Source organism: Nocardia sp. NPDC056611 (assembly GCF_042792755.1).
GTDB lineage: Bacteria > Actinomycetota > Actinomycetes > Mycobacteriales > Mycobacteriaceae > Nocardia.
Map to the genome: position 1 here is coordinate 313,695 of NZ_JBHTVV010000002.1, position 25,944 is coordinate 339,638.

Here is a 25,944-nt window from a genome sequence, read left to right on the forward strand (position 1 = left end):
ACGGCCCTTGCCGGGGGCGTCGTGAAGCGAGTACGCGATAGAACGAAACGGGGTTCGAGCGCATTCCTCGGCCCGACCGGATCGGTATCCGCGCGACATTCGATCGTGACCGACCTCACCGCCGGTCAGCGCGGGTTTCCTGCGGAAACGCCGACGGCCGCCGGGGAGTCCGGCGGCCGTCGCGGGGTGGATCGAGGGGGCTCAGTTCGGATGCACGAGCCCGTGCCGGACCAGTCCGGCGACCACGGTCATGGCAGCGCTCTCGAAGTCGGGCGTCGCGGCGTCCCCGGTCTCGCTGAAGGCCAGCAGGTCGACCAGTTCGCGCAGCGGGAGCCCGTCGGGCCGCATGCCGGCCAGCAGGGCGGCCGTGGTGTCGTCGACCTCGTGCTGCCAGCGCGGCCCGTCGCCGCGGTGCAGCCGGGCCACGGCCTGCGCCCAGCCCTCGTCGCCGGGGAGATAGACGCGTTCGAGCGCGGCGGCCGGATCGACCCGGTATCGGGAGTCGAGGATCAGGTGAGGGTCGGCGGCCGCGGCGCGCAGCCAGGCCGAGCGCTCGAAGTAGGCCAGCGCCTCGGGTCCGAGCGGGTCGTCGAAGCCGTGGGTGAGGTCCTCGGCGAGCAGCTCGGTGGGGCCGTCGATGGCGCGGAGATAGACGAAGCCGAAGCCGATGCCCTCCACCTCGGATTCCCGGAAGGCGTCGAGCCAGCGTTCGGCGCGGGCCTGGGCGGCGGGCTCGCGCGGGTCCAATCCGGCATCGCGCAGCCAGGTTCCGACGTAGAGGGCGGGGTCGGCGATATCGCGCTGCACGATCCAGGCGTCGATGCCCTGGTCGGGCAGCCAGCTCGCGACCCGGCTGCGCCAGTCCTGGCCTTCGTGGTGGACCCAGGACGCCAGCAGCGCCGCGGTGCCGCCGGGGTTGAGCAGCTCCGGGATGCCGGAGATGACGAGTTCGCTGGCGCCGTCGAGAGCCAGGCCGGAGTCGCGGTAGGTGTGCTCGACCCGGGCCGGGCCCACCACGAACGGGGGATTGGCCACCACCCGGTCGAAGCGGCGGCCCGCGACGGGCTCGAACCAGGAGCCTTCCAGCAGCTCGATATCGAGGTCGTTGAGCGCGGCGGTGGCCTCGGCCAGCCAGATGGCCCGCTTGTTCACGTCGGTGCCGGTGACGCGGCGGCCGTAGGAGGCGGCGTGCACGGCCTGGACGCCGCAGCCGGTGCCGAGGTCGAGCACCGTGCCGGTGGCGGCGGTCGGGGTGGCGCGCAGCAACGAGAGTGAGGCCTGGCCCACACCGAGCACGTGGTCGGCGTCGAGGGCCCGGCGCCGCATGGAGTCGTCGAGGTCCGACAGCACCCAGCGGGTGCCGTGGCCGAGGTCGAGGGGACGCAGGTCCAAGGCGGCGCGGATCTCGCCGCCGTCGCGCTCGATCAGCCCGGCGGCGACGGCGCGGTCCAGGTCGACCGGCGAAAGGGCCGCTGCCGCTTCGCGTTCGGGGACCGGATCGCCGAGCAGCAGCAGCCGCACCAGGGTGCCCAGCTCGCCGAGGTCGGCGGCCGCCCGGCGGACCGGGACGGGTTCGCCGCGGCCGAGGGCGGCGTGGGCCGCGTCGCCCAGCGCCTCGAGCAGGGTGTCCGCGTTGTAGCGGACGCGGGTCAGCGCCGCGCGGAGATCGGGCGCGAGGTCGGCGAGCAGTGACGATGTGGTCGTCTGGTTCGTCGGCATGTACGGAACTCTGCCACCGCTACCCGTGGGCATCCGGCAGTGGGCCCGGTTGCGGGCGTTCGAGCCGGGCCACCGGGTCGCCCGGACCCAAGGAAACCGGTTGGTTGCTGGCCACCGTTCCCGCCGAATCCCGGCTCACTTGCCGATGAATTCATGATCTCACCTGCGGTTATTCGACCTTGTTACAACCACTTTCGTTGCTACTGTGACCGGCATCACCAGGAGGTATCGCAGTTGACAACTGAAACCCAGACCGGCGGACCGGATCCCGACTGGCCCCAGGTCTTCGACAGCCCCGAGTTCCAGAGCCTGCGGCGGCGCTTCCGCCGCTTCGTCTTCCCCATGACCGCCCTGTTCCTGGCCTGGTACGCGCTGTACGTGCTGCTCGCCGACTACGCGCACGGCTTCATGTCCCACAAGGTGGGCGGCAACATCACCGTCGGCCTGATCTTCGGCCTGCTGCAGTTCGTCTCGACCTTCGTCATCACCGGCCTCTACGTCCGCTACGCCGACCGCACCCTCGACCCGATCGCCGAGGGGATCCGCGCCGAACTGGAAGGGCCGACCCGATGACCACCTATCTGGCCGCCGCCGTCGAGGGCAGCCGTCCCGGCCTCAACATCACCATCTTCGCGATCTTCGTGGCCATCACCCTGGGCATCGTGGTGTGGGCCAGCCGCGACAACCGCACGGCCGCCGACTATTACGCGGCCGGCCGTGCCTTCTCGGGCCCGCAGAACGGCATCGCCATCTCCGGCGACTACCTGTCGGCCGCCAGCTTCCTCGGCATCGCCGGGGCCATCGCGCTGTACGGCTACGACGGGTTCCTCTACTCCATCGGATTCCTGGTGGCCTGGCTGGTGGCGTTGCTCCTGGTGGCCGAGTTGCTGCGCAACACAGGCAAATTCACGCTCGGCGACGTGCTGGCCTTCCGGATGCGGCAGCGGCCGGTGCGAGCCGCGGCGGCCACCTCGACGCTGGCGGTGAGTCTGTTCTATCTGCTCGCGCAGATGGCGGGCGCGGGTGTGCTGATCTCGCTGCTGCTGGGTGTATCCGGCTCGGCGGGACAGAATCTCGTGATCGCCGTGGTCGGCGCGATCATGATCGTCTACGTGCTCGTCGGCGGGATGAAGGGCACCACCTGGGTGCAGATCGTGAAGGCGGTGCTGCTCATCGGCGCGGCCGCCGCCATGACCGTGTGGGTGCTGGGCCGCTACGACTTCAACTTCTCCAGCCTGTTGCAGGACGCGGTGAACCACGGTGGCAAGACCGGCGCGAAGCTGCTCGAGCCGGGCGCGAAGTACGGCAAGACCGGTACCAGCAAGCTCGACTTCCTCTCGCTCGCACTGGCTCTGGTGCTGGGCACCGCCGGGCTGCCGCACGTGCTGATGCGGTTCTACACGGTGCCGACGGCCAAGGAGGCGCGCCGTTCGGTGGTGTGGGCGATCGGGCTGATCGGCGTCTTCTATCTGTTCACCCTGGTGCTCGGCTACGGCGCGGGCGCGCTGGTGGGGCCGGAGAAGATCGCCAAGGCGCCGGGCAAGGAGAATGCCGCCGCGCCGCTGCTGGCGTTGGAGCTGGGCGGGCCGGTGCTGCTGGGATTCGTTGCGGCCGTGGCGTTCGCGACGATTCTGGCGGTGGTCGCGGGGCTGACCATCACCGCGTCGGCGTCGTTCGCGCACGACGTGTACGCCAATGTGCTCAGGCGTGGCCGTGGTGAGGGCACGGATCTGGGGGAGGGCAAGGACGGCGAGGTGCGGGTCGCGCGGATCACCGCGGTGGTGATCGGCGCGCTGGCGATCGTGGGCGGAATTCTGGCGAAGAATCAGAATGTGGCGTTCCTGGTGGCGCTGGCGTTCGCGGTGGCCGCCTCAGCAAACCTACCGACCATTTTGTATTCATTGTTCTGGCGGCGCTTCAATACCGCCGGCGCGCTGTGGAGCATCTACGGCGGACTGGCCGTCACCATCGTGCTGATCGTGTTCTCCCCGGCGGTCTCCGGAGCGCCCACCGCCATGATCAAATCCCATGACTTCCACTGGTTCCCGCTCGCCAACCCGGGCCTGGTGTCCATCCCGGTTTCGTTCGCTCTGGGCTGGCTGGGAACCGTGCTGTCCAAGGAGCACGACGACGGCAAGTACGCCGAGATGCAGGTGCGGTCGCTGACCGGCATCGGAGCGGAAAAGGCTGTACAACACTGATGTCCGAATTAATTGGCGGAAAGTTCGCTGAAAAGCGTTTCAGAATTTCAAGATCAACAATTTGAAGATCAAAAATACTGCCCCGCAACGAGGTTGGGCTGTGTATGCTATTGATCATGCACGGCCCCACTACGAGGTGGGATGACGGCGAGGCGGTGTCGTATTGGACCTCAACAGGCTCCGGATGCGGAGAGCGACTGCAATTGCGATCGCTTTCGGCGTACTGGCATTGATGGTCACTGGTGCGTTGGATCGATTGTTGCTGGGTGTTTTCATGGCTACCGGTCTGACGCTCGGCTGGGTTAATGCCCGGCTCACGTGGATGTCCATCGTGCGCATCACTGATGCGGAAACTCCTAGCAAACAGAAATTGGCGCTGTCCTCGGCGTCTCGATTGATCATTCTGACCGGGCTGTCGATTCTGGTGGCATTCCTGACCCGTCCCTACGGCGTCGGAATCTTCTTCGGGCTGGCGGTCTTTCAGCTGATTCTGGTTCTCCATACGGCTCTGCCCGAGGTGAAAGGGCTTCGACAGCAGTCATGAGCATCTACGCCATACTGGCCGCCGAGGAACCCTCGGGTGAGGCCAAGATCCACGTCGGCGATCACGCCCAGGCGCACCTGCTGGGCATGACCTTCAATGTCGACACCATCGTCTCCACCGCGGTGGCCGCGCTGATCGTGCTGGGCCTGGCCTTCTATCTGCGGGCGAAGATCACCTCGGGCGTGCCCAACGGGGTGCAGCTGTTCTTCGAGACCATCACGGTCCAGATGCGCTCCCAGGTGGAGACCGCCATCGGGATGACGGTCGCGCCGTTCGTGCTGCCGCTGGCGGTCACGCTGTTCACGTTCATCCTGCTGTCGAACTGGTTGTCGGTCCTGCCCGTTCAGTACGGTTCGGGCGAATTGATCGCGCCGCCGGCGTCCGACTTCAACTTCACGCTGGCGCTCGCGCTGTTCGTGTTCCTGCTCTATCACGCCGCGGGCGCGTGGCGGCGCGGGGCGGGCGGGCACGCGAAACAGTTGCTCAAGGGCCACACCGGCTGGGGTCCCATGGTTTTCATCAATGTGGTCGAGGAAATCGCCAAGCCGCTGTCGCTCTCCTTGCGACTTTTCGGCAACATGTTTGCGGGCGGCGTCATGGTTTCGGTGATCACGTTGTTCCCGTTCTGGATCAGCTGGGGGCCGAATGCCGTATGGAAACTCTTCGACCTGTTCGTCGGGGCGATTCAGGCGTTCATCTTCGCCCTGCTGACCATTCTGTACTTCAGCCAGTCGATGTCGCTGGAGAGTGAAAACCACTGAGCGGCTTCGGCCGTTCGGCGTTGCGCCCATTTGGGTTGCATCTATTTTTCAAACCAAGGAAGTGAACAATGGCAGACCCAGCAACCGCGAGTATCGTTCAAGGCGCCCTCATCGGCGGCGGCATCATTCTGGCGGGCGGTGCCATCGGTGCGGGCATCGGTGACGGTCTGGCCGGCGCGGCGTTGATCAACGGCGTCACCCGGCAGCCGGAGGCGGAAGGCCGCTTGCGCGTGAACTTCTTCCTGACCGTCGGTCTGGTCGAAGCGGCCTACTTCATCAATCTAGCGTTCATGGCACTGTTCGTATTCGCTACTCCCGGTAAGTAGAAGTCATCATGTCTCCCAGAACGGATGTGGAGGCCGCGGGGAACTTTCTGGTTCCCAACGGCACCTTCGTCGCCGAGTTATTGATCTTCCTGATCGTGCTCGCAGTCATCTGGTTCTTCGTGGTTCCGCCGATCCGAAAGGTGCTGGCGGAACGGGAGGCACGTGTCGAGGTCACGACGGCGACCGCCAAGGAAGCCAGCGAAACCTTCGCCGAAGCCGAAGCGCGCTACGAGGCAGCCCTCGAGAAGGCCCGACTGGAAGCGGCCGACATCCGCAACCAGGCCCGGGCCGAGGGGCGGGCAATCCTCGAGGGAATGCGCGGCGAGGCCCAGAAAGAGGCCGACCAGATCGTGGCCGAGTCCACGGCGCACCTGCGCGCCGAGGCCGACCAGGTCGCCGCCGAACTACGCGAAGCCGTCGAACCACTCGCTCAGGACCTGGCCGGCCGGGTCCTGGGCGGGAACGATCGTGCCCGGACCAGTGCGGGCCAGCAGAGAGGACGGGGGTCTGCATGATCCTCACCGATACCCATCTCGCCGAGGGTATTTACCACATCACCTTCGATTGGCCCGTCTTCCTCAGTCAGCTGTTCGGCTTCGCCGTCATCGTGTGGTTCATCATGAAATACGTTGTGCCACCGGTGAAGAAGATCATGAACAACGCTCAGGACCAGATCCGCAGGCAACTCGAGGAGAGCGAGGCGGCGGCCGATCGGCTGGCCACCGCCAAAGCCGCCTACGACAATGCCGTCGCCGAGGCCCAGGCCGAACTCGAGCGTATGCGCGAGGAGGCCCGCGCCGACGCCGACCGCATCATTCTCCAGATGCGCGAGGCCGCCGCGGCGGAGGTGGAGCGGGTCCGCAAGCAGGGCCGCGATCAGATCCTGCAGTACCGCAGGCAGATGATCCGGGACCTGGAACAGGATCTGGCGGCCGCCATGCTCGCGCTCACCGAGGAGAAGGTGCGCGAGCAGATCGGATCACCGCAGTCCCGCGCCGACAGTATCGAGAGATTCCTCGAAGATCTGGAGGCACTGGCCAATTCCGGTGAGGCGCGGCGCCAGCCGCAGACCGAACGGAAGTAACACCAACCCTCGGTGGGGCTCTCGGGGATTCCCGAGCCCTGCCCGAGCTCGAGCCCGGCACCCCGGATCCGATCCGGGGCGCCGGGCTCGCTCATGCCGGTTGGCGACCGGTCAGGCAGTAGGGCAGGCCCGACGGGTCGGCCATGACGAGCCAGTGCTTGCCCTGCTCGACGCGGCGCGCGCCCAAACCCTCGTGCCAGGTGGCGGTGGCTTCGATATCGGTGCAGGCGATATCGGGGTGTGCGGAGGTGGGCCGGTCCTCGCCGAGGCGCTGCAGCAGGAGTTCGAGGGGGAGTCCGGGGCGGGCCGAGAGGCGGGAGAACTCCGGCAGGCTGGCCGGTTTCCAGGCCCACCCGGTCAGCTCGGTCCAGAAGCGGGATTCGGTGTCGTAGTCGCTCGCCCCGATGTCGAGGCAGATCTGATCCAGCCGGCTGCGATCGCCGGACGGCCCGGTGACGGTGGGCGTGAGCGGGCCGGTGGCGTCGCGGAACGGCGTGAAACAGAACGGCATTCCGGCGGGGGAGCGCAGCACGGCGTAGCCGATGCGCTCGGTGAGGATGTAGTCGCCGTCGAGGGTGGCGCCGAGCTGTTCGGCGCGTTCGGTGGCGGCCACGACATTGTCGACATCGAGGTCGAGGTGGATGCGGCCGGGCCCGCCGGTGGACTGCATCTTGAGCGTGGGTGCGCCGGAGTCCGGGAGCAGCGTGAGGAATTCGTCGTGTTCACCGCGCGGCGCCGACCGGGTGGTGGCGGTGACTCGGGTCCAGAATTCGGCGCAGTCGTCGAATTCCGCGGCGGGCCGGTCGAGAAAGGCCCATACCCAGCGAATGGTCATGCTGTCTCCAGAGTTTCGCGCTTGCGGAAGGTCTTACGGTAGGTCAACGGCGGCACGCCCAGTTCGGAACGCATGTGATGGCGCAGTGAGGCGGAGGTGCCCAGGCCCGCGTTGCGCGCCACCTCGTCGACGGGCAGGTCGGTGGTCTCGAGCAGATGCCGGGCGTGCCGGACGCGCTGCTGCAGGATCCAGGCGCCCGGCGCCATGCCGGTCTCGGCCTTGAAGCGGCGGGTGAAGGTGCGCACGCTCATATGGGCGTGCGCGGCAAGGGCGTTCAGATCGAGTTCGTCGTCGAGGTGGTGCAGCGCCCAGCGGCGGGTGGGCGCGGTGCCGTCGCTGCCGGCCTCGGGGACCTGCCGTTCGATGAACTGCGATTGGCCGCCTTCCCGCCACGGCGGCACCACGCAGTAGCGGGCCGCGCCATTGGCGGCGGCGGTGCCGTGGTCGGTGCGGATCAGGTGCAGGCACAGGTCGATTCCGGCCGCAAGTCCGGCGGAGGACCAGAGGTTGCCGTCCTGCACGAACAATTGGTTCTCGTCGAGGGCGACCCGCGGATACAGGGCGCGGAACTGGTCGGCGAACCGCCAGTGCGTGGTGGCGCGGTGGCCGTCGAGCAGTCCGGCCGCGCCCAGCACGAACGCTCCCGTGCAGATGGACACAATGCGCGCGCCGTGGCGGATGGTGGCGAGGGCGTCGGCGAGCTCGGGTGGCAGCGTGCCGTCCTGCCGCGGCCCTGGGATGCGGGTGCCGGGCACGATCACGGTGTCGGCGAGCGCGAGCAGTTCCGGTCCGTGCCCGGGGATGACCGTGTATCCGCCGACCGCTGTGATGCCGCCGCTGCCGAGACCGCAGATGCGCACGTCGTAGAGCGGTTCGCCGTCCTCGCCGGTGGCCGCGCCGAGCACCATGGACGGAATGGTCATGTCGAAGCCGACGGTGGGTTCCAGGACCAGGACGGCGACGAGGTGGGGTGCCTGCACGGTGTCTTCCCTCACGGTTGGCTAGATCTTGACGCATTGTGGCATTCAGGCCACTCGTGCCGGTAGGGGATTTCGGTCACGCTCGATCGGTGAGCGAACTGAAGGATGACCTAGACCGGGAATCGCCGGACGGCGGCACGGTCTGGGCCGAGGCGGAGTCCACCGTTGATCGGGCGGGATCCCGCTCGGGCACAGGCGCGGCGGGCGAGACAGGCGACCTCCCGATGCGCGGGGGATTGCACCCGGCCTGGATCGTCGCCGCGGTCGGCTTCATCGCGCTGCTGGGCGCGGCCGGATTCCGCTCGGTGCCCGGCGTGCTCATGGATCCGCTGCACCAGGAATTCGGCTGGTCGCACGGCACCATCGGGGCAGCGGTCTCGGTGAATGTGCTGCTGTACGGCCTGATCTCGCCGTTCGCGGCGGCGCTCATGGACCGGTTCGGCATCCGCCGGGTGGTGGCGTGCGCGCTGGTGCTGATCGCGGCCGGGGCGGGGCTCACGGTGTTCATGACCCGGCCGTGGCAGCTCATGGCGACCTGGGGCCTACTGGTGGGCGTCGGGGTCGGGTCGATGTCCATGCCGTTCGTGGCCACCATCACCGGCCGCTGGTTCGTGAAGCAGCGCGGCCTGGTCACCGGTGTGCTGACCGCGGCGGGAGCGACCGGGCAGCTGATCTTCCTGCCGTTGATCGCGAGCCTGGCTCGCGATCACGGCTGGCGCACCCCGTCGATCGTGGTGTCGGTGGCGGCCTTGGCGGTGGTTCCGCTGGTGTTGCTGTTCATTCGCGACTTCCCCGGTGATGTCGGGGTGCGCGCCTACGGCGCGGAGCCGGGCAGCGCGGTCGGGGTGCGGACCACGGCTCCCGGTGGTGCGGCGCGGGCGCTCACGGTGCTGGCCGCCATCGTCCGCAAGCCCGTGTTCTGGATGCTGGCGGGCGGTTTCGCCATCTGCGGGGCGTCGACCAACGGCCTGATCGGCACGCATTTCGTGAGCGCCGCCCACGATCACGGCATGCCCGCGACCACGGCCGCCGGGCTGCTGGCCGTGGTGGGCGCGTTCGATGTCGCGGGCACCATCGCCTCGGGCTGGCTCACCGACCGCCTGGACTCGCGCTACCTGCTGGTCGCCTACTACACGTTGCGCGGGGTCTCGCTGCTGTTCCTGCCGGTGCTGTTCGGGCCGGACGTGCAGCCGAGCATGTGGGCGTTCATCATCTTCTACGGCCTGGACTGGATCGCCACCGTGCCGCCGACGGTCGCGTTGTGCCGCAAGCACTTCGGTGAGGACGGTCCGGTGGCGTTCGGCTGGGTGTTCGCCTCACACCAGATCGGTTCGGCGCTGGCGGCTTTCGGCGCGGGCGTGATCCGGGACGTGCAGGGCAGTTACACGACGGCGTGGTTCGTAGCGGGTGCCCTGTGCGGTATCGCGGCACTGCTGTCCGCGGCCATACCCGCTCGCCGGACGGCGGCGGGGGAGCCGGGGCTCACCCCTGGAAGCCCTTAGGGGTCGGCGTTCCGTCGATGGACTTGTGCGGTCCTGATTCCAGGGCGGTCTGATCGCGCCGTCCGTCCCAGCGGCTCGGCTCGTCGCTGCGGCGGGGCGGCCGGTCGTTGGCGATCAGGACCGCGATCCACGGCAGCGGCACCGAGACGCCGATGATCAGCAGCGAGATCCACCAGCTGTGCCACAGCCCGTAGGCGGCCGCCGCGCCGATCAGGCACGGGATGCGGAACGCCATGATGGTGATGTACCGCCGCACCCGGTCCCGATGCTGCTGTTCGAGCGAGGTCTGCGCCTCGGTGATCAGGGCAGGATGCTGTTTCCCCTCGCCCGGGAAGTACCCCTGGGAGGGCCGGGGCGGTTTCGGGATCGAACCGGCGGGGTGGAACTCGGCGTCCGGGCGACCCGCGCCGATACCGCCGTCGGCCTGGGATTCGCCGTCACGCTGCATACCCCGAGTCTTCCACTACAGCGCGTCGGATGCACACGCCGCCCGCCCGGTGGCAAGCCGACCTGGCATCATTGAACCCGTGAGCACTGACACCCTGGTCCGTCCGGAAGAGACCACCGACAACTCGACCGACAACGACACCCCCAAGGTCTTCCACTACGTCAAGAAGAACAAGATCGCCGAGAGCGCCGTCATGGGCACCCACGTCGTGGCCCTCTGCGGCGAGGTCTTCCCGGTGACCAAGTCCGCCAAGCCCGGCTCCCCTGTCTGCCAGGAGTGCAAGCGCATCTACGAGCAGATGAAGAAGGACTAGCTTCTCCTCGCTTCAGCGGCGCGCGGCCGGCTGGTGATCGAGCCCGGCTTCGGCGGGCGCCAGGCGCGCGCCGATCTCGCGGGCGACGCGGTGGCCGGATTCGGCGGCGCCGTCCATGTAGCCGGCCCATCGGGTCGCGGTTTCGGTGCCTGCCCAGTGCAGTGGGCCGATGGGGGCTCGGAGGGCGGGGCCGAAGCGGGTGAGCGTGCCGGGGGTGGTGAAGGCGCCGTAGCAGCCGCGGCTGTATTCCTCGTCGGCCCAATCGCGTTCGATGAAGGCAATGGGGTTGCGGGCCTGGGGGCCGAAGTATCCGGCGAGGTCGTCGAGGACCTGGGTGCGGCGCGCGGCGGGGTCGAGGCGGGCGCCGAGGTCGGCGTGGCGGCCTTCGAGGAAGCCGACCAGCACGGCGGGGGAGTCTCCGGGCAGGGTGTTGTCGAAGACGGTGCCCAGCGGTCGCTGATCGCTGTTGGCCTGGCCGCTCAGACCCGCACGGCGCCAGAAGGGCTCGTCGTAGACGACATTGAACTTGATGACGCGGCCCATCGGCATACGCTGGACGAGCTGGTCGCGATCACCCGGCAGGCCGGGGGTGTAGCGGATGCGGGCCGCCAGGGGCGGCGGCACCGCGACCACGGCGCGGCGGGCGCGCACCGTCATCCCGCGTGCTGTGACGACGACTCCCGTTGCGTCCCAATCGATGTCGGTGACAGGTGCGTCGAGGACGATCTGGTCCGCGAGTTCCTCGGCCAAGCGCAGCGCGATGGTCTGTGAACCGCCCACGATGCGGTCCTGCTGTGCTCCGCCCCGGGTATTGATCAGCGCGTCCAGTCCGCCCGCCGCGTTGATGTAGAAGGCGGCCCACAGCGCGGACAGATCCTCGGGCCCGGCGGAGAAGACCGCCTCGGTGATCACACGCAGGAAACTCCGCCCGCCGGTGGTGCGACCGGCGCGTTGCAGCCAGGTGGCCAAGGTCTGGGCGTCCAGTTCGGCGGCCCGGTCGGTGTGCCACGGGGCGTCCGTCGGGACCTGGCGCGCCAGGCGGTCCAGTCGCCATTGCAGCTGCGCGAAGTCGGCCAGCGCCAAGGGGTTCAACTTAGGGATCCGGCCGACGTATTCCGAACGGCCGCCGCCGATTTCGGCGATATGACGACCCGTGTCATAGGTGGGGAACGTGGTCAGGCCCAGCTCGTCGATCAGCCCGAGGATCTGATCCTGCCCCGGTCCGACCCACTGCCCGCCGACCTCGATCGGTGCGCCGCCCGGTAGCTCCTGGTTCAACAGCCGCCCGCCGACCCGGTCGCGCGCTTCGAGTACGAGCACCTCGGCCCCGCCCCGCGTGAGGTCACGAGCGGCGACGAGGCCCGCGATGCCCGCCCCGATGACAACGACGTCCACTGACTTCTCCATGACAACCAGCCTTCATACAGCGTGTATCTGACATACGGACTGTATGTGATATTCATTCTGTATGGAATCCTTTCGCGGGAAATACGCGGAGAACACCAGGCAGGCCCTGCTCGAGACGGCCGGGCAGCTGTTTGCCCACCGTGACTACGCGGATCTGTCGGCGGAGGAACTGGTCCGCGCCGCGGGCCTGACCCGCGGCGCGCTGTACCACCATTTCGACGGCAAACGCGGCCTGTTCGAGGCGGTCGTCGACGACTGGGAAGGTCGCGCGGCACAGCGCATCCGCGCCGCCATCGAGTCGGCCTCCGCGCCCTTCGACCGCGTCGACCGCGGTGTGGAGGAGTTCCTGAACGTCTGCGCCGAACCCGACTACCGCCACATCGTCCTGCTCCAGGGCCCGATCGGGCTGGGCTGGCAGCGCTGGCGCGAACTGGATCAGCGCCACCTCGGCAGCCTGATCGTCCAGGCGGTCCGGAATCTACTGGAGGCCGGACTCATCCGGCCCCACCCGGCCGAACTCATCGCGGGCGCCTTCTACGGTGCGCTGACCGAACTGTCGCTACTGATCACCGAGAGCGACGACCCGCACCAGGCGCGCAGTCGGGCCGAGGCACTCGTGCACGACCTCCTCGGCGGATTGGCCACCGGCGCAACGGAGAAGGGCCCGGCCGGCTCCGAGTAGTCGGCCCGAGGGTCCGTCAATGGGCCGCGACCGTATCGGTCGCGCCTCCGCGTCCCGATGCTGATTATGGGATCGCGGTCAGTGCAGTACGCCGGCCAGGAAGTCCAGCTGGTCGGCCGCCGCCCGGCGCTGCCACGGGCCCTGATAGATATCGAAGTGGTCGACGGGGTACTCGCGGATCTGTGCCCGCCGCCCCGCCTTGGCCGCCGCGCGACGGGCGGCAGCGGGTGGCGCCACGCTGTCGTCGGTGCCGACCTGCACCAGGATGGGGCACCGCAGCTGTCCGGCGAAAGTGATCGGCCGGTTCAGGCCGACCTCCAATGCCGCTCGTGCGCACACCTCGTTGCGCCAGGTCGGTCCGGCAACCGGGAGCACGGCTTCGACGGCTCCAGGACTACTCATCATGGCCGCCGATCCGGGCGGACCGACAATCGGCACATGATGGGGTGACCGGCCGGTGAGGGCGCGCGAGAGATCGCGCAGACCGTGCCCGGCGGCGCGCGCCAGCCCGCGGAAACCGCTGCGGTGCACCACATGTGCCAGGGTGGCGAGACCGTCCATGGCGGGCGTGATCGCCACGATCGCCGCGATCCGCCGATCCTGCGCGGCGACCACGACCGCGTGGCCACCGGAGTACGAGGTCCCCCACAGCACGATGCGATCGGGATCGACGCCGGGCAGGCGCCGGGCGGCGGCGATGGCGGCGTGATAGTCCTCGCGTTGCCGCCGATACGAAACATGCTGCCGTGGAGTGCCTTCGGAGTCCCCGAAGCCGCGGTAGTCGAACACCAGCACATCGAACCCGGCGGCCACGAAATCACCGGCGTAGCCCAGCAGGCCGGTATCGCGTGTGCCGCCGAAGCCGTGCGCCATCACCACGCACGGTCGTTCGGGCGCGGCGCCGATCCCGGAGAAATGCCATGCGGCGCAGTTGGTTCCGTGGCTGGTGAAGGTGATGCTCCTCATCGGTCTCCGCCCGTCGTGGTCGCGAGTGCCGGTGTCTCGGCGGAGCCGGGCGCACCGGAGGTGAAGCGCAGGGCCGCATCCTGGATCGATCCGCCGCGCAGGCGCTCGGCGTCGCGTTCGTACGCCATCTCGACCGACCACGGGCCGGTCGTGCCCGCCCGCGGGAAGCCCTCGATTCCGCGCTGGACATACCCCGAGTTCAGATCGCCCACCAGCGGTACGCGCCCCATACCGGGGTCGGCGGCCACCGGCGCGACGGTGTGAAAACCGTTGGCGTCCATGTGATCGAGCAGACGGCAGAAGTGCTCGCTGACCAGATCCGCCTTCAGCGTCCAGGCGATATTGGTGTACCCGACGACGAACGCCAGATTCGGCACCTCGGACAGCATCATCGACTTGTAGACCGTCGTCGACGGCAGATCCACCTCGCGGCCGTCGACCTCGAGCCGAATGCGTCCCAGCGGCGAGAGGGCGAAACCTGTTGCGGTGACGATGATGTCGGCGGTCAGGTGTTGCCCGGACTCGAGCTCGACGCCGGTCGGGGTGAACCGTGCGATCCGGTCGGTGCATACCGAGGCGCGCCCACTCGAGATCGCCTGGAACAGGTCGCCGCCCGGAACCACGCACAGCCGCTGGTCCCACGGGTTGTAGCGGGGCGTGAAATGGGTGTCGACATCGAAATGCGCGGGCAACTGCCGCCGCACCAGGCCGATCAGCAACCGGCGCGTCAACCGGGGAGCGCGCTTGCACGCCTTGTAGATCCCGCGAGTCATCGCGATGTTCTTGCGCCGGATCATCGCGGCGGCGCGCTCGTGGCCGAACACCGTGTTCAAGGCGTTGGCGATGACGTCCTCGGCGGGCATCGAGAAGACGTAGCTCGGCGAGCGCTGCAGCATGGTGACGTGAGCGGCCTTGTCCGCCATGGAGGGGATCAGTGTCACCGCCGTCGCGCCGCTGCCGATCACGACGACGCGTTTGCCGGTGTAGTCCATCTGCTGCGGCCAGTGCTGCGGGTGCACGATCCGGCCTTCGAACTCGTCGGCCCCGGCGAAATCGGGGGTGTAACCGGCGCTGTGGTCGTACATCCCGGTGCCCAGGAACAGGAATCGCGCGGTGAACCGCACCGGCTCGCCGCCGGTCCGTTCGGCGAGTACGGTCCAGCGTGCGGTCGATGTGGAGAACCGCGCCTCGAGCACCCGGTATCCGAGCCGAATGTGTTCCGAGAGACCGTTTTCGGTGACGGTGTCACGCAGGTAGTCCAGGATCAGGTGCCCGTCCGCGATCGACTTGCGATGCGTCCACGGCTTGAAGCCGAAGCCGTAGGTCGGCATGTCCGAGTCCGAGCGGATGCCCGGATACCGGAACAGGCTCCACGTGCCGCCGACGGAATCGCGGGCCTCCAGGACCGCGAACGTGGTGCGCGGGCGGCGCGTGGCGAGGTGGTAGGCGGCACTGATGCCGGATACTCCGGCGCCGATGATCAGCACGTCGAAATCGGTCGTGCCGGTGTGGCTGGATTGCGTTGTCACGAATGGTCTCCTGGCCGCGGGCTGTGATTCAGTTCACCCTAGGAGCGGCTCCGGCCCGTGGGTATGTCCGCAGAGCCGCACTTTGCCTTCGAATATGTGCTGCGGCACACTGGCCTCATGAACAGTCCCGCCCCGGCGCCCGAGCTCATCGACCTCATGGGCCGGGTGGCCGAGCTGATGCTGGCCGACCTCGACCAGTTGGTCGCGGAGATGGACGCCGCCGAGATCGAGTTGACCCCGATGGTCGGTGCGGACGCGGCCCTGGTGGCGGACATGTCGGCCAGCAATCGCGCCAATGCGGCACGGCTGCTCACCATCTTCGCCCGCCGCGAGGCCCGGCTGTCCGCGATCGACGTCCCACCCGAGGCGCTCGACGTGGCGCGCACGGTCGCGCGCCGCGGACTGGATCTGGATGTGATCTTCCAGTCCTATCGGCGCGGGCAGAACATCGCGTGGCGGCACTACCTGGCCCATGCCACCCGTATCGCCGGCACCGGCCCGCTGCTGGTGCCGTTGCTCGAGGTGTCGGCGCAGCGCATGTTCGAGTACGTCGATCAGGTTGTCGCGCGGGTTATCTCGGTCGCGCAGCGGGAGCGCGAGGAGATCCTCGGCGGGGCGCTGGCGCGCCGAACCGAAACCATCCGCCTGATCCTCGACGGCGCGCCGATCGACAGCCGCCGGGCCGGCGAACGGCTCGGATACGACCTGGCCCGCACGCATATCGCGCTGGTGCTCTGGTCGGCCTCGGCCGGTGAGGTGCAGGGCGCGCTGGAATCCGCGGCCACCATGCTGGCCCGGGCGGCGGGGGCGCGGCCGCCGCTCACTCTCTCCGCGGGCGGTTCCGCGCTCTGGGCGTGGATGAGCGGCGACACCCTGCCCTCCATCGACGTCTTGCGTGGCGCGTGGGATGCGGCGCAGCCGGGCATCCGGGTGGCGGTCGGGCCGCCGCGTTCGGGTATCGCCGGATTCCGGCGTTCGCACGAGGCCGCGCTGGGAATGCACAATCTGCTCGCCGGGCATCCCGACGCTGCCCCGGTGACTCTCTTCCGTGATCTCGAGGTCACCGCGCTGGCGGCGCAAAATCCGCCCCGCGCAGCGGAATTCGTCGCCGACACGCTGGGCCCGTTGGCCGCGGACACCCCGGCGGCCTGGCGACTGCGCGAAACATTGCGGGTATTCCTGGATGAGGCCGAGAACGCACCGCGCGCCGCGGCGCGGCTGCACACCCACCGGAACACGGTGCTACAGCGCGTCGCCCGCGCCACCGAGCTGCTCGGCTACCGGCCGGGTGAACGGCGGCTGGCGGTGGAACTCGCCCTGGAGATCGCGCATCGGCTCGGAACCCGGGTGCTGTCCCAAGCCTGAACCCCGTTCAGCGAACGCGGTGAAGACTCGCGAGCACGGCCTTCCCGGCTTGCTCGCCCGATTCGGCTGCCTCGGCGAGTGACGGCATCTCGAGTTGATAATCGCCTGCGAGGTAGATGCTTCCGAGCGGGGCGCGCAACGCCGGCAGTGAGGTCTTTCGCCCGGCTGCCCAGAAGGGTACGACCCGATGGTGCCGCCGCACGATGCCATCGCTCAGCTTCCCCGCGAGTTCGGGGTACAGGGTGATCAGGTCTTTCGTGAACCGCGAGACGACCTCGTCGTCGGACAGGGTGAACAGCTTGTCGGCCTGGGCGCCGCCGGCGAAACAGGCGAGTGCTCCACCCGGCTTCCGCTCACCGGCGGTGCGCATCGCCGCGGCGTGATTGAACATCGCTTGGAACGACATCTGCGGGGTCGAGACGCCGAAATAGTTGTCCCAGCGTTGAGGACCGACCTCGTCGGTGAAGAACCCGACGACCAGGTAGCGACCGTAGGCGATGTCGTCGAAAGCGGTCCGGTACCGCTGGGGGAGGTCCGGGATGATCCGCTCGGCGATGTCGGCCGGGGCGGTGACGATGGCGTGCCGGGCACGAAGGCGCACCGGTCGATCACCGTCGAGGTACTCGACGACCACGTCGTCACCGTCCTGCCGGACCGACCGCACCACCGAGTTCAACCGGATGCGGTCGCCGAGGTCTTCCGCCAGCACGTCGGTCAATGTCTGGTTGCCGCCCACCGGCAGCGAGAAGTTCGGAACCTTCTCCGGGTCGGTCAACGCGATGCCCACCGACGTGACGAACTGGGTGGCAGCGGTTTCCTCCACCTCGCAACCCATCCACTGCGCCGCCCATGACCGGACGATGTCGGCGGCCAGCTCGGACCGGACGCCCTTCAGCAGATAGGACGCCGACTTGGCGTCGAGTTTGGTGCGAAGACGTCGCGCGAATCGGCTCTGCGACTCCAGGAACGGTGCGACCGCGAGAATGCGTGCGCCGACCATGGCCATGCCGACCCGGTCCATCAGGGACATTCGCGTCCGGAACATGAGAGCGACGGGATTCGCCGTGTCCACCAGTCCGCCATTGAGGTACAGCGCGACGCTTTTGCCCGCGAGCGAGCCCCGCTCGATGCCGTGACGGTCGAGGGCATCGATCAGCGCGCCGGTGCCTTCGGTGAATTGAGTGCCGACATTGATCCAGTAGTCGCCCCGCCGGACGGTCTCGACCCGTCCGCCGGCGCGATCGCTGGACTCGAGCACGACCACCTCCGCCTCTCGCGCCAGCGTGGTCGCTGCCGCCAGGCCCGCCATTCCCGCACCGACGACTACTACCTCGGTGGATTCCTCACGCACTTCCTGCGCTGCCATTACGACTCCTGACTCTGACGATCATGGGTGCTACCTCATGAAAATAACTCGCACTCGAACTCGAATCGTATTCGAATTCGGATCCCTGTGCCACCCTCCAGCGCGGGTGTGGGCGACCCGCCTTGATACGATCTCGAATCGTGTTCGATAATCGGCAGAGTTCCCGGACATCCGTTCGCCCCGCCCCGGTGCAACGCCGTGGCGTGGAACGCGTGCAGGCCATTCTCGATGCCGCCGAGAACCTGCTCGCCGAACAGGGTTACGACGCGGCGACTCTCAAGGCGATGGGGGAGCGAGCAGGCATTCCGCTCGCCTCGGTCTACCACTACTTCGCCGATCGCGCCCAGGTCGAGACCGAACTCGCGCAACGGCATCTGCGCGAACTCGACGCACGGGTCGGCGCGATGCTGGACGCCGCGCCCGCCACGTTGGCGGAGATCTGCGATGCCATCATCGACGTGTACCTCGGGTACTTCCGGGAGCACCCGAGTTTCGCGGTGCTCTGGTATGCCGGGCGTAATTCGACACTCGGTGAGTTGGCGAGCATTTTCGATGTGGCGCAGGCGGCTCGGTTGTGGCGGCACCTGGTGGACCGGGACCTGATCCGGCCGGACACCCCGGAACTCGTCGTCGAGCTGGCATTCGAGGCCGGCGACCGGATTTTCGACGTCGCCTTCCGGAAGGATCCGAACGGCGACGACGTCACCCTCGAACAGGCCAGGCGGCTGGTCTCGGTCTACCTGTCGTCCTACGCGCCGGAGGGCTGAACCGCGGTTCGGTCCGGGGCCGGAATTCGTTGGCGGCCACCGTTGCTGTCGTACAGCGCGCGATAGGCGTAGTAGTACACGACCATCTGGCACGCCCACGTGGTGAGGGCCAGGATGTAGAAGATCGTGTGGTGCTCGTCGTCGCCGGGGATGCGGTAGAAGTCGTAGATCCCGGCGATCGCCGCCGCCGCGGCCGTGACGGCCACGACCGCGAGCGCCTTGCCGTGTTCGCCGACCCGCCACAGCCGCCGGGCGAAGTAGAGCAGGAACAGGCTGGTCAGGGCATTCATGACGACGTAGAAGACGGACCCCGCCAGGCCGAGTTCATCGGCGAAGCAAGACATCACCAGTCCGCCCACGATGGCCAGCCCGAAGACGCTGACATCGACGGCGAGCGACGGCTTGAACCCGTGGGTGACCTGCATCAGGCCCAGGACGAGAATCACGGTGATTCCGACCGACCGGGAGAACGCGTCGAAGAAGAACGCGAGGTGATACATCGGGCTGGCTTCGCCGGCGCCGACGAGTCCGAAGACGAGGAAATTGGTTCCGGAACTCGCGACGATGATCCATTCGAGGCCGAGCAGATAGTTTCCGTAATTCCGGATGAACTTCCAGCCGTAGCTGAATCCGGCGACGATCATCAGCAGATCGGCGAGCGCGTACAGTGTGGTTTTCAGATCCATGATCAACCCCGGGTCCTAGTGCGAGACGTCGAAGATCTCGTCGCGCGGGGTGCCGACGCGTTCGAGGCCTTTGTAGAAGCGCTCCGGCTCGGCCCATTCCTCGGGCGTGAAAACTCCTGCGCGCGTGCCGGGTTGCTCGTCGAGCGCCACCACCATGAACGCGGCGCAAGCCGTTCCGGTCGCCGCGGCCATATCGGTGAACAGATAGGTGCCGGGTCCACTGACCGGGGTGCGCCGGCTGACCGTCGTCGGTAGTCCGTTTCGGAGTCCGGTCACTTCGACCTTCAGGCCGGTCTTGTGGGGAAAGGTATGGCCGACCGCCGCCAGCGCGACGAATTTGATCAGTTCCGTGCGGGTGGCTTCTCCGGTGCGCACGAGGTTCCGCAATCCGGATAACGCGTTGCGCCAGCCCTGGACGTTGCCGAACTTGTTGGTCATCAGGGCCTCGAGGAAGTCGATGGCCTTCACCATGGGCATCGTGCCCTTCTGTACGGCCAGTCCGACACCGCGGACGATGCCGTTGTAGGGCGCCGGATCCAGTCCGCCGAAACATCGGATGTTCTTGGCGTCCGGGTACTTTCGGGGCAGGGTCACCGGCTCGGGGTGCGCGGTCTCGTGCACCATGGTCAGTCCCAGTCCGGCGCCCAGCTCCGTCCAGCGGGTCTCGACCCAGGACTGGTGCAGCACCGGCCCGCCGTTCTCCCAGGTCATGCAGGGGCCGGCGGCGACCCGCAGCATGTGGTCGAGCACGGCGCGGCCGATGGAACCGCGTTCATCGCCGACCACCCAGTACACGTCGATATTGTCGACCCGGTCCAGTTCCGCGGCCGCGTCGGCGACCAGCACGTTGGTGAAGCCGGGCGACGCGCCGCAGCCGATGTACATCGGCACCCCGGCCGCTACCGCGTCCTCGTGCAAAGACAGTGCGTGCAAGGTGCTTTCGATGTCGTCGTCGAAATCGAGATACGGCACCCCGGCCTCCAGACATGCCGCCATCACCGGGCCGGCGGTGCGGATGTACGGACCGGCGCCGAGCACGACGAGCGCGGCCCCCTCGATGGCGGCGCGCAGCCCTTCGCGGTCGTACAGGTCGAGCCGCGCGGCGCTCGCGCGGCCCGGCGGCAGTCGCCGTACCAGCTGTTCGAGCAGTTCGGGGCGGATGTCGTAGAGCGCCAGCTCCCAGTCGCCGTCGGCGACGGCGAACCGTTCGATGGCAAGCCGGCACATCTCTCCCGCGGCCCCGATGAAGACGATTCGTTGGGTCCCCATGGTCGTTCTCCTGTGGGTCGTGGCCCGTCCGTGGCCCGGGCCTATCTCGTAGTCGAATCGAGTTCGAGTTTGAGTAGGATAGTGCGGTCGCGAGACTTGCGCCAGACCCCGCATCGGGATGTGCGCCCGCACAATCAGCACCCATATCGGTGAGCGCCGGCACATGGTGTTCATCGCCCTGGCCACGCAGTATCGACATCGACAGTGACCGGGGTCATAGCGCCCCGATATCGGGATGAATCAAGAGAGGTGCCGATCGTGTACGACTACGTCGTCGTAGGCGCGGGGTCCGCCGGATCCGTGCTGGCCAGCAGATTGTCCGAGGACCCGAGCGTGCGCGTGGCGCTGATCGAGGCCGGGCCGCGGGACACCGCCGAGGAGATTCACCTGCCGATCGCCTTCCCGTCGCTGTTCAAGGGTCCCCTGGACTGGGACTACGACTCCGAACCCGAAGCGGGACTGCACTTCCGCCGCGCCTACCTGCCGCGCGGCCGGGTGCTGGGCGGATCCAGCTCCATGAACGCGATGATCTACATCCGCGGAGCGCGCGCCGACTACGACGGCTGGGCGGCGAACGGCGCGGACGGCTGGAGCTACGACGAGGTGCTGCCGTACTTCGTGAAGGCCGAGGACAACGAGCGCGGCAAGGACACCTACCACGGCGCCGGCGGCCCGCTGTCGGTCAGTGACAGCCGGTCGGAACATCCACTGGCGGAAGCGTTTCTGGACGCGGCCGAACAAGCCGGTCATCGTCGCAACGATGACTTCAACGGCGCCACTCAGGTGGGAGTGGGCCGGTATCAGGTGACGCAGCGCAACGGGATGCGCTGCAGCGCCGCCGTCGCCTATCTGCATCCGGCGCTCGAGCGCCCCAATCTGACCGTGCTCACCGACGTGCTCGCGCACCGGGTAGTGGTCGAGAAGGGCCGCGCCACGGGCGTGGTGGTCGGCCGAGGCGAGGGCGTCGAAGTGATTTCCGCTCGACGGGAGGTCATTCTGACCGCGGGCGCGTACGGGTCGGCGCAGCTGCTGTTGCTGTCGGGCATCGGCCCGGCCGAGCAGTCGGCGGCGTTCGGGTTCGAGGTCGTCAGCGATCTGCCGGTCGGCGAGAACCTGCAGGACCACCTGTCGGTGTTCCTCAACTACCGGACCGACCGCGAGTCGCTGATGACCGCGCTCTCGTTGGAGAACCTCGGCCTGCTGGAGAACGCGGGCCGTGGTCCGCTGACCTCCAATATCGGTGAGGCGGGTGGATTCGTCGAAACCCGAACCGGACTCGCCGGACCCGACATCCAGTTCCACATGGCCCCGGTGCTCTTCCACGGCGAGGGCATGGGCGTCGCGACCGAGCACGGCTACGCGTTCGGCCCGTGCCTGGTCAACCCGGAGAGCCGTGGGACGCTCACGCTGCGCTCCGCGTCCTCGGCGACCGCGCCGCGCATCCACCACAACTACCTCGCCACCGAGGCCGATCGCGCCGCCGTGATCGCGGGTCTGCGCGCCGCCCTCGACATCGCCGCCCAGCCCGCGCTGTGCGAGCTCACCACCGGCGAATTCCTCACCCCGGCGAGCGATTCCGACGCCGACCTGCTCGACTTCGCGGCGCGCACGGCACAGACCCTCTATCACCCGACCTCGACCTGCGCCATCGGCGCGGTCGTGGACCCGCGACTGCGGGTGCTGGGCGTGGACGGTCTGCGGGTGGCCGACGCGTCGGTCATGCCGTCGGTGGTCCGCGGCAACACCAACGCCCCCACCATCATGATCGCCGAGAAGGCCGCCGACATGATCGTCGAGGACGCCGATTCCACCGGAGGTCACTCATGACCGGCACGGTGACCGCGACGGCCGACGCCGCCGTCGCCGCGCTGCGGAACGGCGAAATTCAATGGGCGCGTACCTCTTTGTCCGCGCGCCGGGTGCTGCTGGACGAGATCCATGCCAATACCGCCAGGTTCGCGCAGGAGTGGGTGGACGCCGCTGCCCGCATCAAGCAGCTGTCCCCGGACTCGCCGCTGCTGGGTGAGGAATGGGTCAGTGGACCGTACTCCTTGCTCACCGCCACCACGGCGCTCGCGGAATCGCTGCTCGCCCTGGAGGAGGGGCGCAGCCCGGTCGACGGCTACCCCGTGCACGCCGCGCCCGGCGGCCGCACGGCTGTCGACGTGTTCCCGCACGGCCTGTTCGATACCTTGCTGCTCAACGGTTTTCGCGCCGAGGTCTGGTCGCGGCCCGGCGTCGACGCCGAGACCGTGCGCGCCCGTGCGGGGCTCGGACAGCTGACCCCGACCGCGACCGGCGGCGTCGGCGTCGTGCTGGGCGCGGGCAATATCTTCTCTATCGCCCCGCTGGATGTGCTGTATCAGCTCTACGCCTACAACCGCGTGGTGGTGTTGAAGCTCAACCCGATCACCGATCCGCTGGTGCCGGTCTTCGCGAAGATCTTCGCGCCGCTGGTCGAGCGCGGCTTCCTGCGCCTGATCACCGGCGGTCCGGATATCGGGGCGGCCCTGGTGCACCACTCCGGTGTGAGCGCGGTGCACATGACCGGCAGCGCGGTGACCCATGACGCGATCGTGTTCGGTTCCGGCGTCGAGGGCATGCGGAACCGGGCCGCGGGCACACCGCTGCTCACCAAACCGATCACCAGCGAATTGGGCGGCGTCTCACCGACGATCGTGGTCCCCGGCCGCTGGTCGGCCGCGGATCTGCGCTACCAGGCCGAGCACCTGGCCACCCAGCGGTTGCACAACAACGGGTACAACTGCGTCGCCGCCCAGGTCGCGGTGATTCCCGCCGACTGGCCGCAGAAGGACCGATTCCTGGACGAACTGCGCGCGGCGATCGAACGCGCGCCGCGCCGGTCCGACTACTACCCGGGATCGGCGGATCGGGTGGCGGACGCGTGTGCCGCCTATCCGCAGGCGCAGCGGATCGGCGCGCGGGTGCTGATCGAGGGCCTGGCGCCCGAGCGCGACGAGCCCGCGTTGCACACCGAGTACTTCGCGCCGGTCCTCGGCGTCATCGAATTGCCCGGCGGCCCAGCCGAATTCCTGGACCACGCGGTCCGGGTGTGCAACGCGGAGATCGAGGGCACGCTGGGGGTGAACCTCATCGCCCACCCCGCGACCATGCGTGAGCTGGGCGACCGGTTCGACGCCGCGGTGGCCGCGCTGCGCTACGGCACCGTGGCTGTCAACGCCTGGACCGGCTTGGGCTACCTCACCGCCCGTGCCACCTGGGGCGCGTTCCCGGGGCACACCATCGCCGACATCCAGAGCGGAATCGGCGTCGTGCACAACGGATTGCTCATCGCCGACCCCGAACGCACCGTGGTGCGCGGTCCCTTCCGGCCCGCCCCGAGATCGGTGCTGAACGGCGAGTTCACGCTCTCGCCGAAGCCGCCGTGGTTCGTCACCAACCGCACCGGCGCCACCACCCTGCGACGCCTGACCGGCTTCGCGCACAAACCCGGTTTCGCCGCCTTGCCCGGGATCTTCGCCTCGGCGCTGCGCGGTTGAGCCCGCTCGGTCGACCCGGCCGATTGCCAGAGAACAGCTCGCACGCGCCGGCGGCGGCCCCGCCGGCGCGCTCACAGGGAGAAAGAACGTCATCATGAATTCAGGCCGCCTCGCCGGGACCGTCGGATGACCCCCGCGATCGTCCGTATCCCGCGCTCGCACAACCCTTTCGAGCGATCCGCGGTGGAGACCGACGAACGGGGTATCGCGCATTACGCCGATCTACCCGCGACATTGGTGGAGATGCTGCGCGCGCACGTCGATGCCCGCCCCGAGGCCGAGGCGGTCGTCGAGGTCGGCGGTGAGCGGCTCACCTACGGGCAGCTGTGGGATCGCGCGGCGCGCGTGGCCGGTGGGCTGCGCGCCGCGGGTGTGCGACCCGGTGATCGGGTCGCCATCCGGTATCCCGCGGGCGTGCGGTGGGTGCTCGCCTTCTGGGGCACGGTGCTGGCGGGCGGGATCGCGGTGCCGGTCAATACCCGGTCGGCGGAGCCGGAGGTCCGGTACGTGCTGGACGACGCGGGCGTCACCGTCGAACTGACGGCCGATTCGCCCCTGCCGGACGGTGACCCGTACCTGGCGTCCGCGCTCAGGACCGGCGAAGTGGCGGCACTGTTCTACACCTCCGGCACGACCGGACACCCGAAAGGTGTGCCGACCACGCATGAGGCGTTCATCGCCAACGCCGAGAACATGATTCGCTGTTCCGGGATCGCCCGCGACAGCGGACCGGCCCTGCGCACCCTGATCTCCGTCCCGTTGTTCCACGTCACGGCCTGCAATTCGCAGCTGCTGGTGGCCGCCTACGCGGGCGGGACCTCGGTGATCCTGCCCGCGCTGGATCTGCCCACACTGATCGATGTGCTCGAGGCGGAGCGGATCTCGTTCGTTGTGAGCGTGCCCGCCGTGTATTCCCTGCTGCTTCGTCACCCGGAGTTCGCCGGAGCGGACAAGTCCGCGGTCCGCACCGTCGGCTACGGCGGCGCACCGATCGCGCCGTCGCTGGTGCGAGCGCTGAAAGCCGCCTTCCCGCAGGCGTCTCTGATGAACGGCTACGGCATGACCGAGACGGCGGCGGTGATCACCGTGCTGCCCGATCCGGACGCGGCCGCGCACGCGGATTCGGTCGGGTACGCCGTGCCGACGGTGGATATCGCGATCGCCCCGATCGGCGATGACCCCGCCGTCGGGGAGCTGGTCGTCCGGGGCGCGAATGTCACCGCCGGCTACTGGAACAAGCCGGTGGCCACCGCGGACGCGATTGTCGACGGCTGGCTGCACACCGGGGATATCGTGCGTGTCGACGAGGCCGGGCGGGTGCACATCGTCGACCGGATCAAGGACATCATCATTCGCGGTGGCGAGAACGTCTCGAGCGTCGAGGTCGAGGCGGTGCTGCTCTCGGCCCCGGGGGTCGCCGACGCGGCGGTGCTCGCGGTGCCCGACGACGTGATGGGGGAGAAGGTCGGGGCCGTGCTCTTCGGCGACGCGGCCGCCGTCGATATCGACGCGGTGCTCGCGCACTGCCGCGATCACCTCGCCGACTTCAAGATTCCGCAGTTCGCCGCGGTCCGCACCGAGCCCCTGCCGCGCAATCCGGGCGGCAAGCTGCTCAAGAACCAGTTGCGTGAGCAGGTGCGCTGGGGCGCCCCGCTGCGCTAGCCGTCCGCCTA

25 protein-coding genes are annotated in these 25,944 nt (G+C 68.4%); 15 read left to right on the forward strand and 10 right to left on the reverse strand.

Annotated elements, in window-relative coordinates:
* Window positions 1-201: 201 nt before the first annotated feature.
* Window positions 202-1,719: a methyltransferase gene (locus ACFRAQ_RS09890; protein WP_379096804.1), complete on the reverse strand. Its 1,518-nt coding sequence runs from the start codon at window positions 1,717-1,719 to the stop codon at window positions 202-204.
* Between the two features lie 234 nt (window positions 1,720-1,953).
* Between ACFRAQ_RS09890 and ACFRAQ_RS09895 the strand changes: the two genes are divergently transcribed.
* The 7 genes from ACFRAQ_RS09895 to ACFRAQ_RS09925 all read left to right on the forward strand — a co-directional run bounded on the left by ACFRAQ_RS09895 (window position 1,954) and on the right by ACFRAQ_RS09925 (window position 6,635).
* Window positions 1,954-2,292 carry a DUF485 domain-containing protein gene (locus tag ACFRAQ_RS09895; protein ID WP_357093453.1) on the forward strand — a complete coding sequence of 113 codons (339 nt, stop codon included), beginning with the start codon at window positions 1,954-1,956 and terminating at the stop codon, window positions 2,290-2,292.
* A complete protein-coding gene (locus ACFRAQ_RS09900; protein ID WP_379096808.1) occupies window positions 2,289-3,920 on the forward strand; it encodes a cation acetate symporter in 1,632 nt (543 codons plus the stop codon). The genes ACFRAQ_RS09895 and ACFRAQ_RS09900 overlap by 4 nt, the downstream gene beginning before the upstream one ends.
* 184 nt (window positions 3,921-4,104) lie before the next feature.
* Window positions 4,105-4,464 (forward strand): hypothetical protein, encoded by a 360-nt coding sequence (locus ACFRAQ_RS09905; RefSeq protein ID WP_213561291.1) that lies wholly within the window; start codon window positions 4,105-4,107, stop codon window positions 4,462-4,464.
* A complete protein-coding gene (gene atpB, locus ACFRAQ_RS09910) occupies window positions 4,461-5,225 on the forward strand; it encodes a F0F1 ATP synthase subunit A (RefSeq protein ID WP_379096811.1) in 765 nt (254 codons plus the stop codon). The genes ACFRAQ_RS09905 and atpB overlap by 4 nt, the downstream gene beginning before the upstream one ends.
* Window positions 5,226-5,293: 68 nt before the next feature.
* The gene (locus ACFRAQ_RS09915) at window positions 5,294-5,551 is read left to right on the forward strand and encodes a F0F1 ATP synthase subunit C (RefSeq protein ID WP_040810042.1); all 258 of its coding nucleotides are present in this window, start codon (window positions 5,294-5,296) and stop codon (window positions 5,549-5,551) included.
* 8 nt (window positions 5,552-5,559) lie between these two features.
* Window positions 5,560-6,066 carry a F0F1 ATP synthase subunit B gene (locus ACFRAQ_RS09920; RefSeq protein WP_357093465.1) on the forward strand — a complete coding sequence of 169 codons (507 nt, stop codon included), beginning with the start codon at window positions 5,560-5,562 and terminating at the stop codon, window positions 6,064-6,066.
* Complete coding sequence (locus ACFRAQ_RS09925; protein ID WP_379096815.1) at window positions 6,063-6,635, forward strand: hypothetical protein; 573 nt, start codon at window positions 6,063-6,065, stop codon at window positions 6,633-6,635. Before ACFRAQ_RS09920 ends, ACFRAQ_RS09925 begins: the two co-directional genes overlap by 4 nt.
* Before the next feature lie 91 nt (window positions 6,636-6,726).
* Here ACFRAQ_RS09925 and ACFRAQ_RS09930 read toward each other — a convergent pair whose 3' ends face one another.
* Complete coding sequence (locus ACFRAQ_RS09930; RefSeq protein WP_379096818.1) at window positions 6,727-7,470, reverse strand: VOC family protein; 744 nt, start codon at window positions 7,468-7,470, stop codon at window positions 6,727-6,729.
* Window positions 7,467-8,450 carry a GlxA family transcriptional regulator gene (locus tag ACFRAQ_RS09935; RefSeq protein ID WP_379096821.1) on the reverse strand — a complete coding sequence of 328 codons (984 nt, stop codon included), beginning with the start codon at window positions 8,448-8,450 and terminating at the stop codon, window positions 7,467-7,469. The genes ACFRAQ_RS09930 and ACFRAQ_RS09935 overlap by 4 nt, the downstream gene beginning before the upstream one ends.
* 224 nt (window positions 8,451-8,674) lie before the next feature.
* Between ACFRAQ_RS09935 and ACFRAQ_RS09940 the strand changes: the two genes are divergently transcribed.
* Window positions 8,675-9,952, forward strand: a complete 1,278-nt coding sequence (locus ACFRAQ_RS09940; protein WP_379100185.1) for an MFS transporter — start codon at window positions 8,675-8,677, stop codon at window positions 9,950-9,952.
* Here ACFRAQ_RS09940 and ACFRAQ_RS09945 read toward each other — a convergent pair.
* Window positions 9,933-10,400 (reverse strand): DUF3099 domain-containing protein, encoded by a 468-nt coding sequence (locus tag ACFRAQ_RS09945; protein ID WP_379096824.1) that lies wholly within the window; start codon window positions 10,398-10,400, stop codon window positions 9,933-9,935. The genes ACFRAQ_RS09940 and ACFRAQ_RS09945 overlap by 20 nt on opposite strands.
* Window positions 10,401-10,479: 79 nt before the next feature.
* Between ACFRAQ_RS09945 and ACFRAQ_RS09950 the strand changes: the two genes are divergently transcribed.
* Window positions 10,480-10,713, forward strand: a complete 234-nt coding sequence (locus tag ACFRAQ_RS09950; protein ID WP_357283025.1) for a DUF3039 domain-containing protein — start codon at window positions 10,480-10,482, stop codon at window positions 10,711-10,713.
* A 12-nt stretch (window positions 10,714-10,725) separates the two neighbouring features.
* On the opposite strand, the gene ACFRAQ_RS09955 is transcribed toward ACFRAQ_RS09950, so the two are convergent.
* Window positions 10,726-12,120 carry a flavin monoamine oxidase family protein gene (locus ACFRAQ_RS09955; RefSeq protein ID WP_379096827.1) on the reverse strand — a complete coding sequence of 465 codons (1,395 nt, stop codon included), beginning with the start codon at window positions 12,118-12,120 and terminating at the stop codon, window positions 10,726-10,728.
* A gap of 61 nt (window positions 12,121-12,181) precedes the next feature.
* Between ACFRAQ_RS09955 and ACFRAQ_RS09960 the strand changes: the two genes are divergently transcribed.
* A complete protein-coding gene (locus ACFRAQ_RS09960; protein ID WP_379096831.1) occupies window positions 12,182-12,802 on the forward strand; it encodes a TetR/AcrR family transcriptional regulator in 621 nt (206 codons plus the stop codon).
* A gap of 78 nt (window positions 12,803-12,880) precedes the next feature.
* Here ACFRAQ_RS09960 and ACFRAQ_RS09965 read toward each other — a convergent pair whose 3' ends face one another.
* The gene (locus tag ACFRAQ_RS09965; protein ID WP_379096834.1) at window positions 12,881-13,768 is read right to left on the reverse strand and encodes an alpha/beta hydrolase; all 888 of its coding nucleotides are present in this window, start codon (window positions 13,766-13,768) and stop codon (window positions 12,881-12,883) included.
* A complete protein-coding gene (locus tag ACFRAQ_RS09970; protein WP_379096837.1) occupies window positions 13,765-15,297 on the reverse strand; it encodes a flavin-containing monooxygenase in 1,533 nt (510 codons plus the stop codon). Before ACFRAQ_RS09970 ends, ACFRAQ_RS09965 begins: the two co-directional genes overlap by 4 nt.
* A 117-nt stretch (window positions 15,298-15,414) precedes the next feature.
* Between ACFRAQ_RS09970 and ACFRAQ_RS09975 the strand changes: the two genes are divergently transcribed.
* Window positions 15,415-16,662, forward strand: coding sequence for a PucR family transcriptional regulator (locus ACFRAQ_RS09975; protein WP_379096840.1), 1,248 nt, complete (start codon window positions 15,415-15,417; stop codon window positions 16,660-16,662).
* Between the two features lie 7 nt (window positions 16,663-16,669).
* Here the strand turns inward: ACFRAQ_RS09975 and ACFRAQ_RS09980 are convergent, their stop codons facing one another.
* Window positions 16,670-18,028 (reverse strand): flavin monoamine oxidase family protein, encoded by a 1,359-nt coding sequence (locus tag ACFRAQ_RS09980; RefSeq protein ID WP_379096842.1) that lies wholly within the window; start codon window positions 18,026-18,028, stop codon window positions 16,670-16,672.
* Window positions 18,029-18,168: 140 nt separating this feature from the next.
* Between ACFRAQ_RS09980 and ACFRAQ_RS09985 the strand changes: the two genes are divergently transcribed.
* Window positions 18,169-18,795 carry a TetR/AcrR family transcriptional regulator gene (locus tag ACFRAQ_RS09985; RefSeq protein ID WP_379096844.1) on the forward strand — a complete coding sequence of 209 codons (627 nt, stop codon included), beginning with the start codon at window positions 18,169-18,171 and terminating at the stop codon, window positions 18,793-18,795.
* On the opposite strand, the gene ACFRAQ_RS09990 is transcribed toward ACFRAQ_RS09985, so the two are convergent.
* Window positions 18,777-19,481, reverse strand: a complete 705-nt coding sequence (locus ACFRAQ_RS09990) for a transporter (RefSeq protein ID WP_379096847.1) — start codon at window positions 19,479-19,481, stop codon at window positions 18,777-18,779. The genes ACFRAQ_RS09985 and ACFRAQ_RS09990 overlap by 19 nt on opposite strands.
* A 15-nt stretch (window positions 19,482-19,496) precedes the next feature.
* Window positions 19,497-20,750, reverse strand: coding sequence for a saccharopine dehydrogenase family protein (locus ACFRAQ_RS09995; protein WP_379096849.1), 1,254 nt, complete (start codon window positions 20,748-20,750; stop codon window positions 19,497-19,499).
* Between the two features lie 258 nt (window positions 20,751-21,008).
* On the opposite strand from ACFRAQ_RS09995, the gene ACFRAQ_RS10000 reads away from it, so the two are divergent.
* From ACFRAQ_RS10000 to ACFRAQ_RS10010, 3 genes are all read left to right on the forward strand, one after another.
* Window positions 21,009-22,577 carry a GMC family oxidoreductase gene (locus tag ACFRAQ_RS10000; protein WP_379096852.1) on the forward strand — a complete coding sequence of 523 codons (1,569 nt, stop codon included), beginning with the start codon at window positions 21,009-21,011 and terminating at the stop codon, window positions 22,575-22,577.
* Window positions 22,574-24,271: an aldehyde dehydrogenase family protein gene (locus ACFRAQ_RS10005; protein WP_379096856.1), complete on the forward strand. Its 1,698-nt coding sequence runs from the start codon at window positions 22,574-22,576 to the stop codon at window positions 24,269-24,271. Before ACFRAQ_RS10000 ends, ACFRAQ_RS10005 begins: the two co-directional genes overlap by 4 nt.
* A gap of 126 nt (window positions 24,272-24,397) precedes the next feature.
* Window positions 24,398-25,933, forward strand: a complete 1,536-nt coding sequence (locus ACFRAQ_RS10010) for a class I adenylate-forming enzyme family protein (RefSeq protein ID WP_379096859.1) — start codon at window positions 24,398-24,400, stop codon at window positions 25,931-25,933.
* Window positions 25,934-25,944 lie beyond the last annotated feature (11 nt).

Bases quoted from the DNA above. Each gene is read 5' to 3' on its own strand.
- ACFRAQ_RS09890 (WP_379096804.1), bottom strand. From the start codon at position 1,719: ATGCCGACGAACCAGACGACCACATCGTCACTGCTCGCCGACCTCGCG.
- ACFRAQ_RS09900 (WP_379096808.1), top strand. From the start codon at position 2,289: ATGACCACCTATCTGGCCGCCGCCGTCGAGGGCAGCCGTCCCGGCCTC.
- ACFRAQ_RS09905 (WP_213561291.1), top strand. From the start codon at position 4,105: ATGCGGAGAGCGACTGCAATTGCGATCGCTTTCGGCGTACTGGCATTG.
- atpB (WP_379096811.1), top strand. From the start codon at position 4,461: ATGAGCATCTACGCCATACTGGCCGCCGAGGAACCCTCGGGTGAGGCC.
- ACFRAQ_RS09915 (WP_040810042.1), top strand. From the start codon at position 5,294: ATGGCAGACCCAGCAACCGCGAGTATCGTTCAAGGCGCCCTCATCGGC.
- ACFRAQ_RS09920 (WP_357093465.1), top strand. From the start codon at position 5,560: ATGTCTCCCAGAACGGATGTGGAGGCCGCGGGGAACTTTCTGGTTCCC.
- ACFRAQ_RS09925 (WP_379096815.1), top strand. From the start codon at position 6,063: ATGATCCTCACCGATACCCATCTCGCCGAGGGTATTTACCACATCACC.
- ACFRAQ_RS09930 (WP_379096818.1), bottom strand. From the start codon at position 7,470: ATGACCATTCGCTGGGTATGGGCCTTTCTCGACCGGCCCGCCGCGGAA.
- ACFRAQ_RS09940 (WP_379100185.1), top strand. From the start codon at position 8,675: ATGCGCGGGGGATTGCACCCGGCCTGGATCGTCGCCGCGGTCGGCTTC.
- ACFRAQ_RS09945 (WP_379096824.1), bottom strand. From the start codon at position 10,400: ATGCAGCGTGACGGCGAATCCCAGGCCGACGGCGGTATCGGCGCGGGT.
- ACFRAQ_RS09955 (WP_379096827.1), bottom strand. From the start codon at position 12,120: ATGGAGAAGTCAGTGGACGTCGTTGTCATCGGGGCGGGCATCGCGGGC.
- ACFRAQ_RS09960 (WP_379096831.1), top strand. From the start codon at position 12,182: ATGGAATCCTTTCGCGGGAAATACGCGGAGAACACCAGGCAGGCCCTG.
- ACFRAQ_RS09965 (WP_379096834.1), bottom strand. From the start codon at position 13,768: ATGAGGAGCATCACCTTCACCAGCCACGGAACCAACTGCGCCGCATGG.
- ACFRAQ_RS09975 (WP_379096840.1), top strand. From the start codon at position 15,415: ATGAACAGTCCCGCCCCGGCGCCCGAGCTCATCGACCTCATGGGCCGG.
- ACFRAQ_RS09980 (WP_379096842.1), bottom strand. From the start codon at position 18,028: ATGGCAGCGCAGGAAGTGCGTGAGGAATCCACCGAGGTAGTAGTCGTC.
- ACFRAQ_RS09990 (WP_379096847.1), bottom strand. From the start codon at position 19,481: ATGGATCTGAAAACCACACTGTACGCGCTCGCCGATCTGCTGATGATC.
- ACFRAQ_RS09995 (WP_379096849.1), bottom strand. From the start codon at position 20,750: ATGGGGACCCAACGAATCGTCTTCATCGGGGCCGCGGGAGAGATGTGC.
- ACFRAQ_RS10005 (WP_379096856.1), top strand. From the start codon at position 22,574: ATGACCGGCACGGTGACCGCGACGGCCGACGCCGCCGTCGCCGCGCTG.
- ACFRAQ_RS10010 (WP_379096859.1), top strand. From the start codon at position 24,398: ATGACCCCCGCGATCGTCCGTATCCCGCGCTCGCACAACCCTTTCGAG.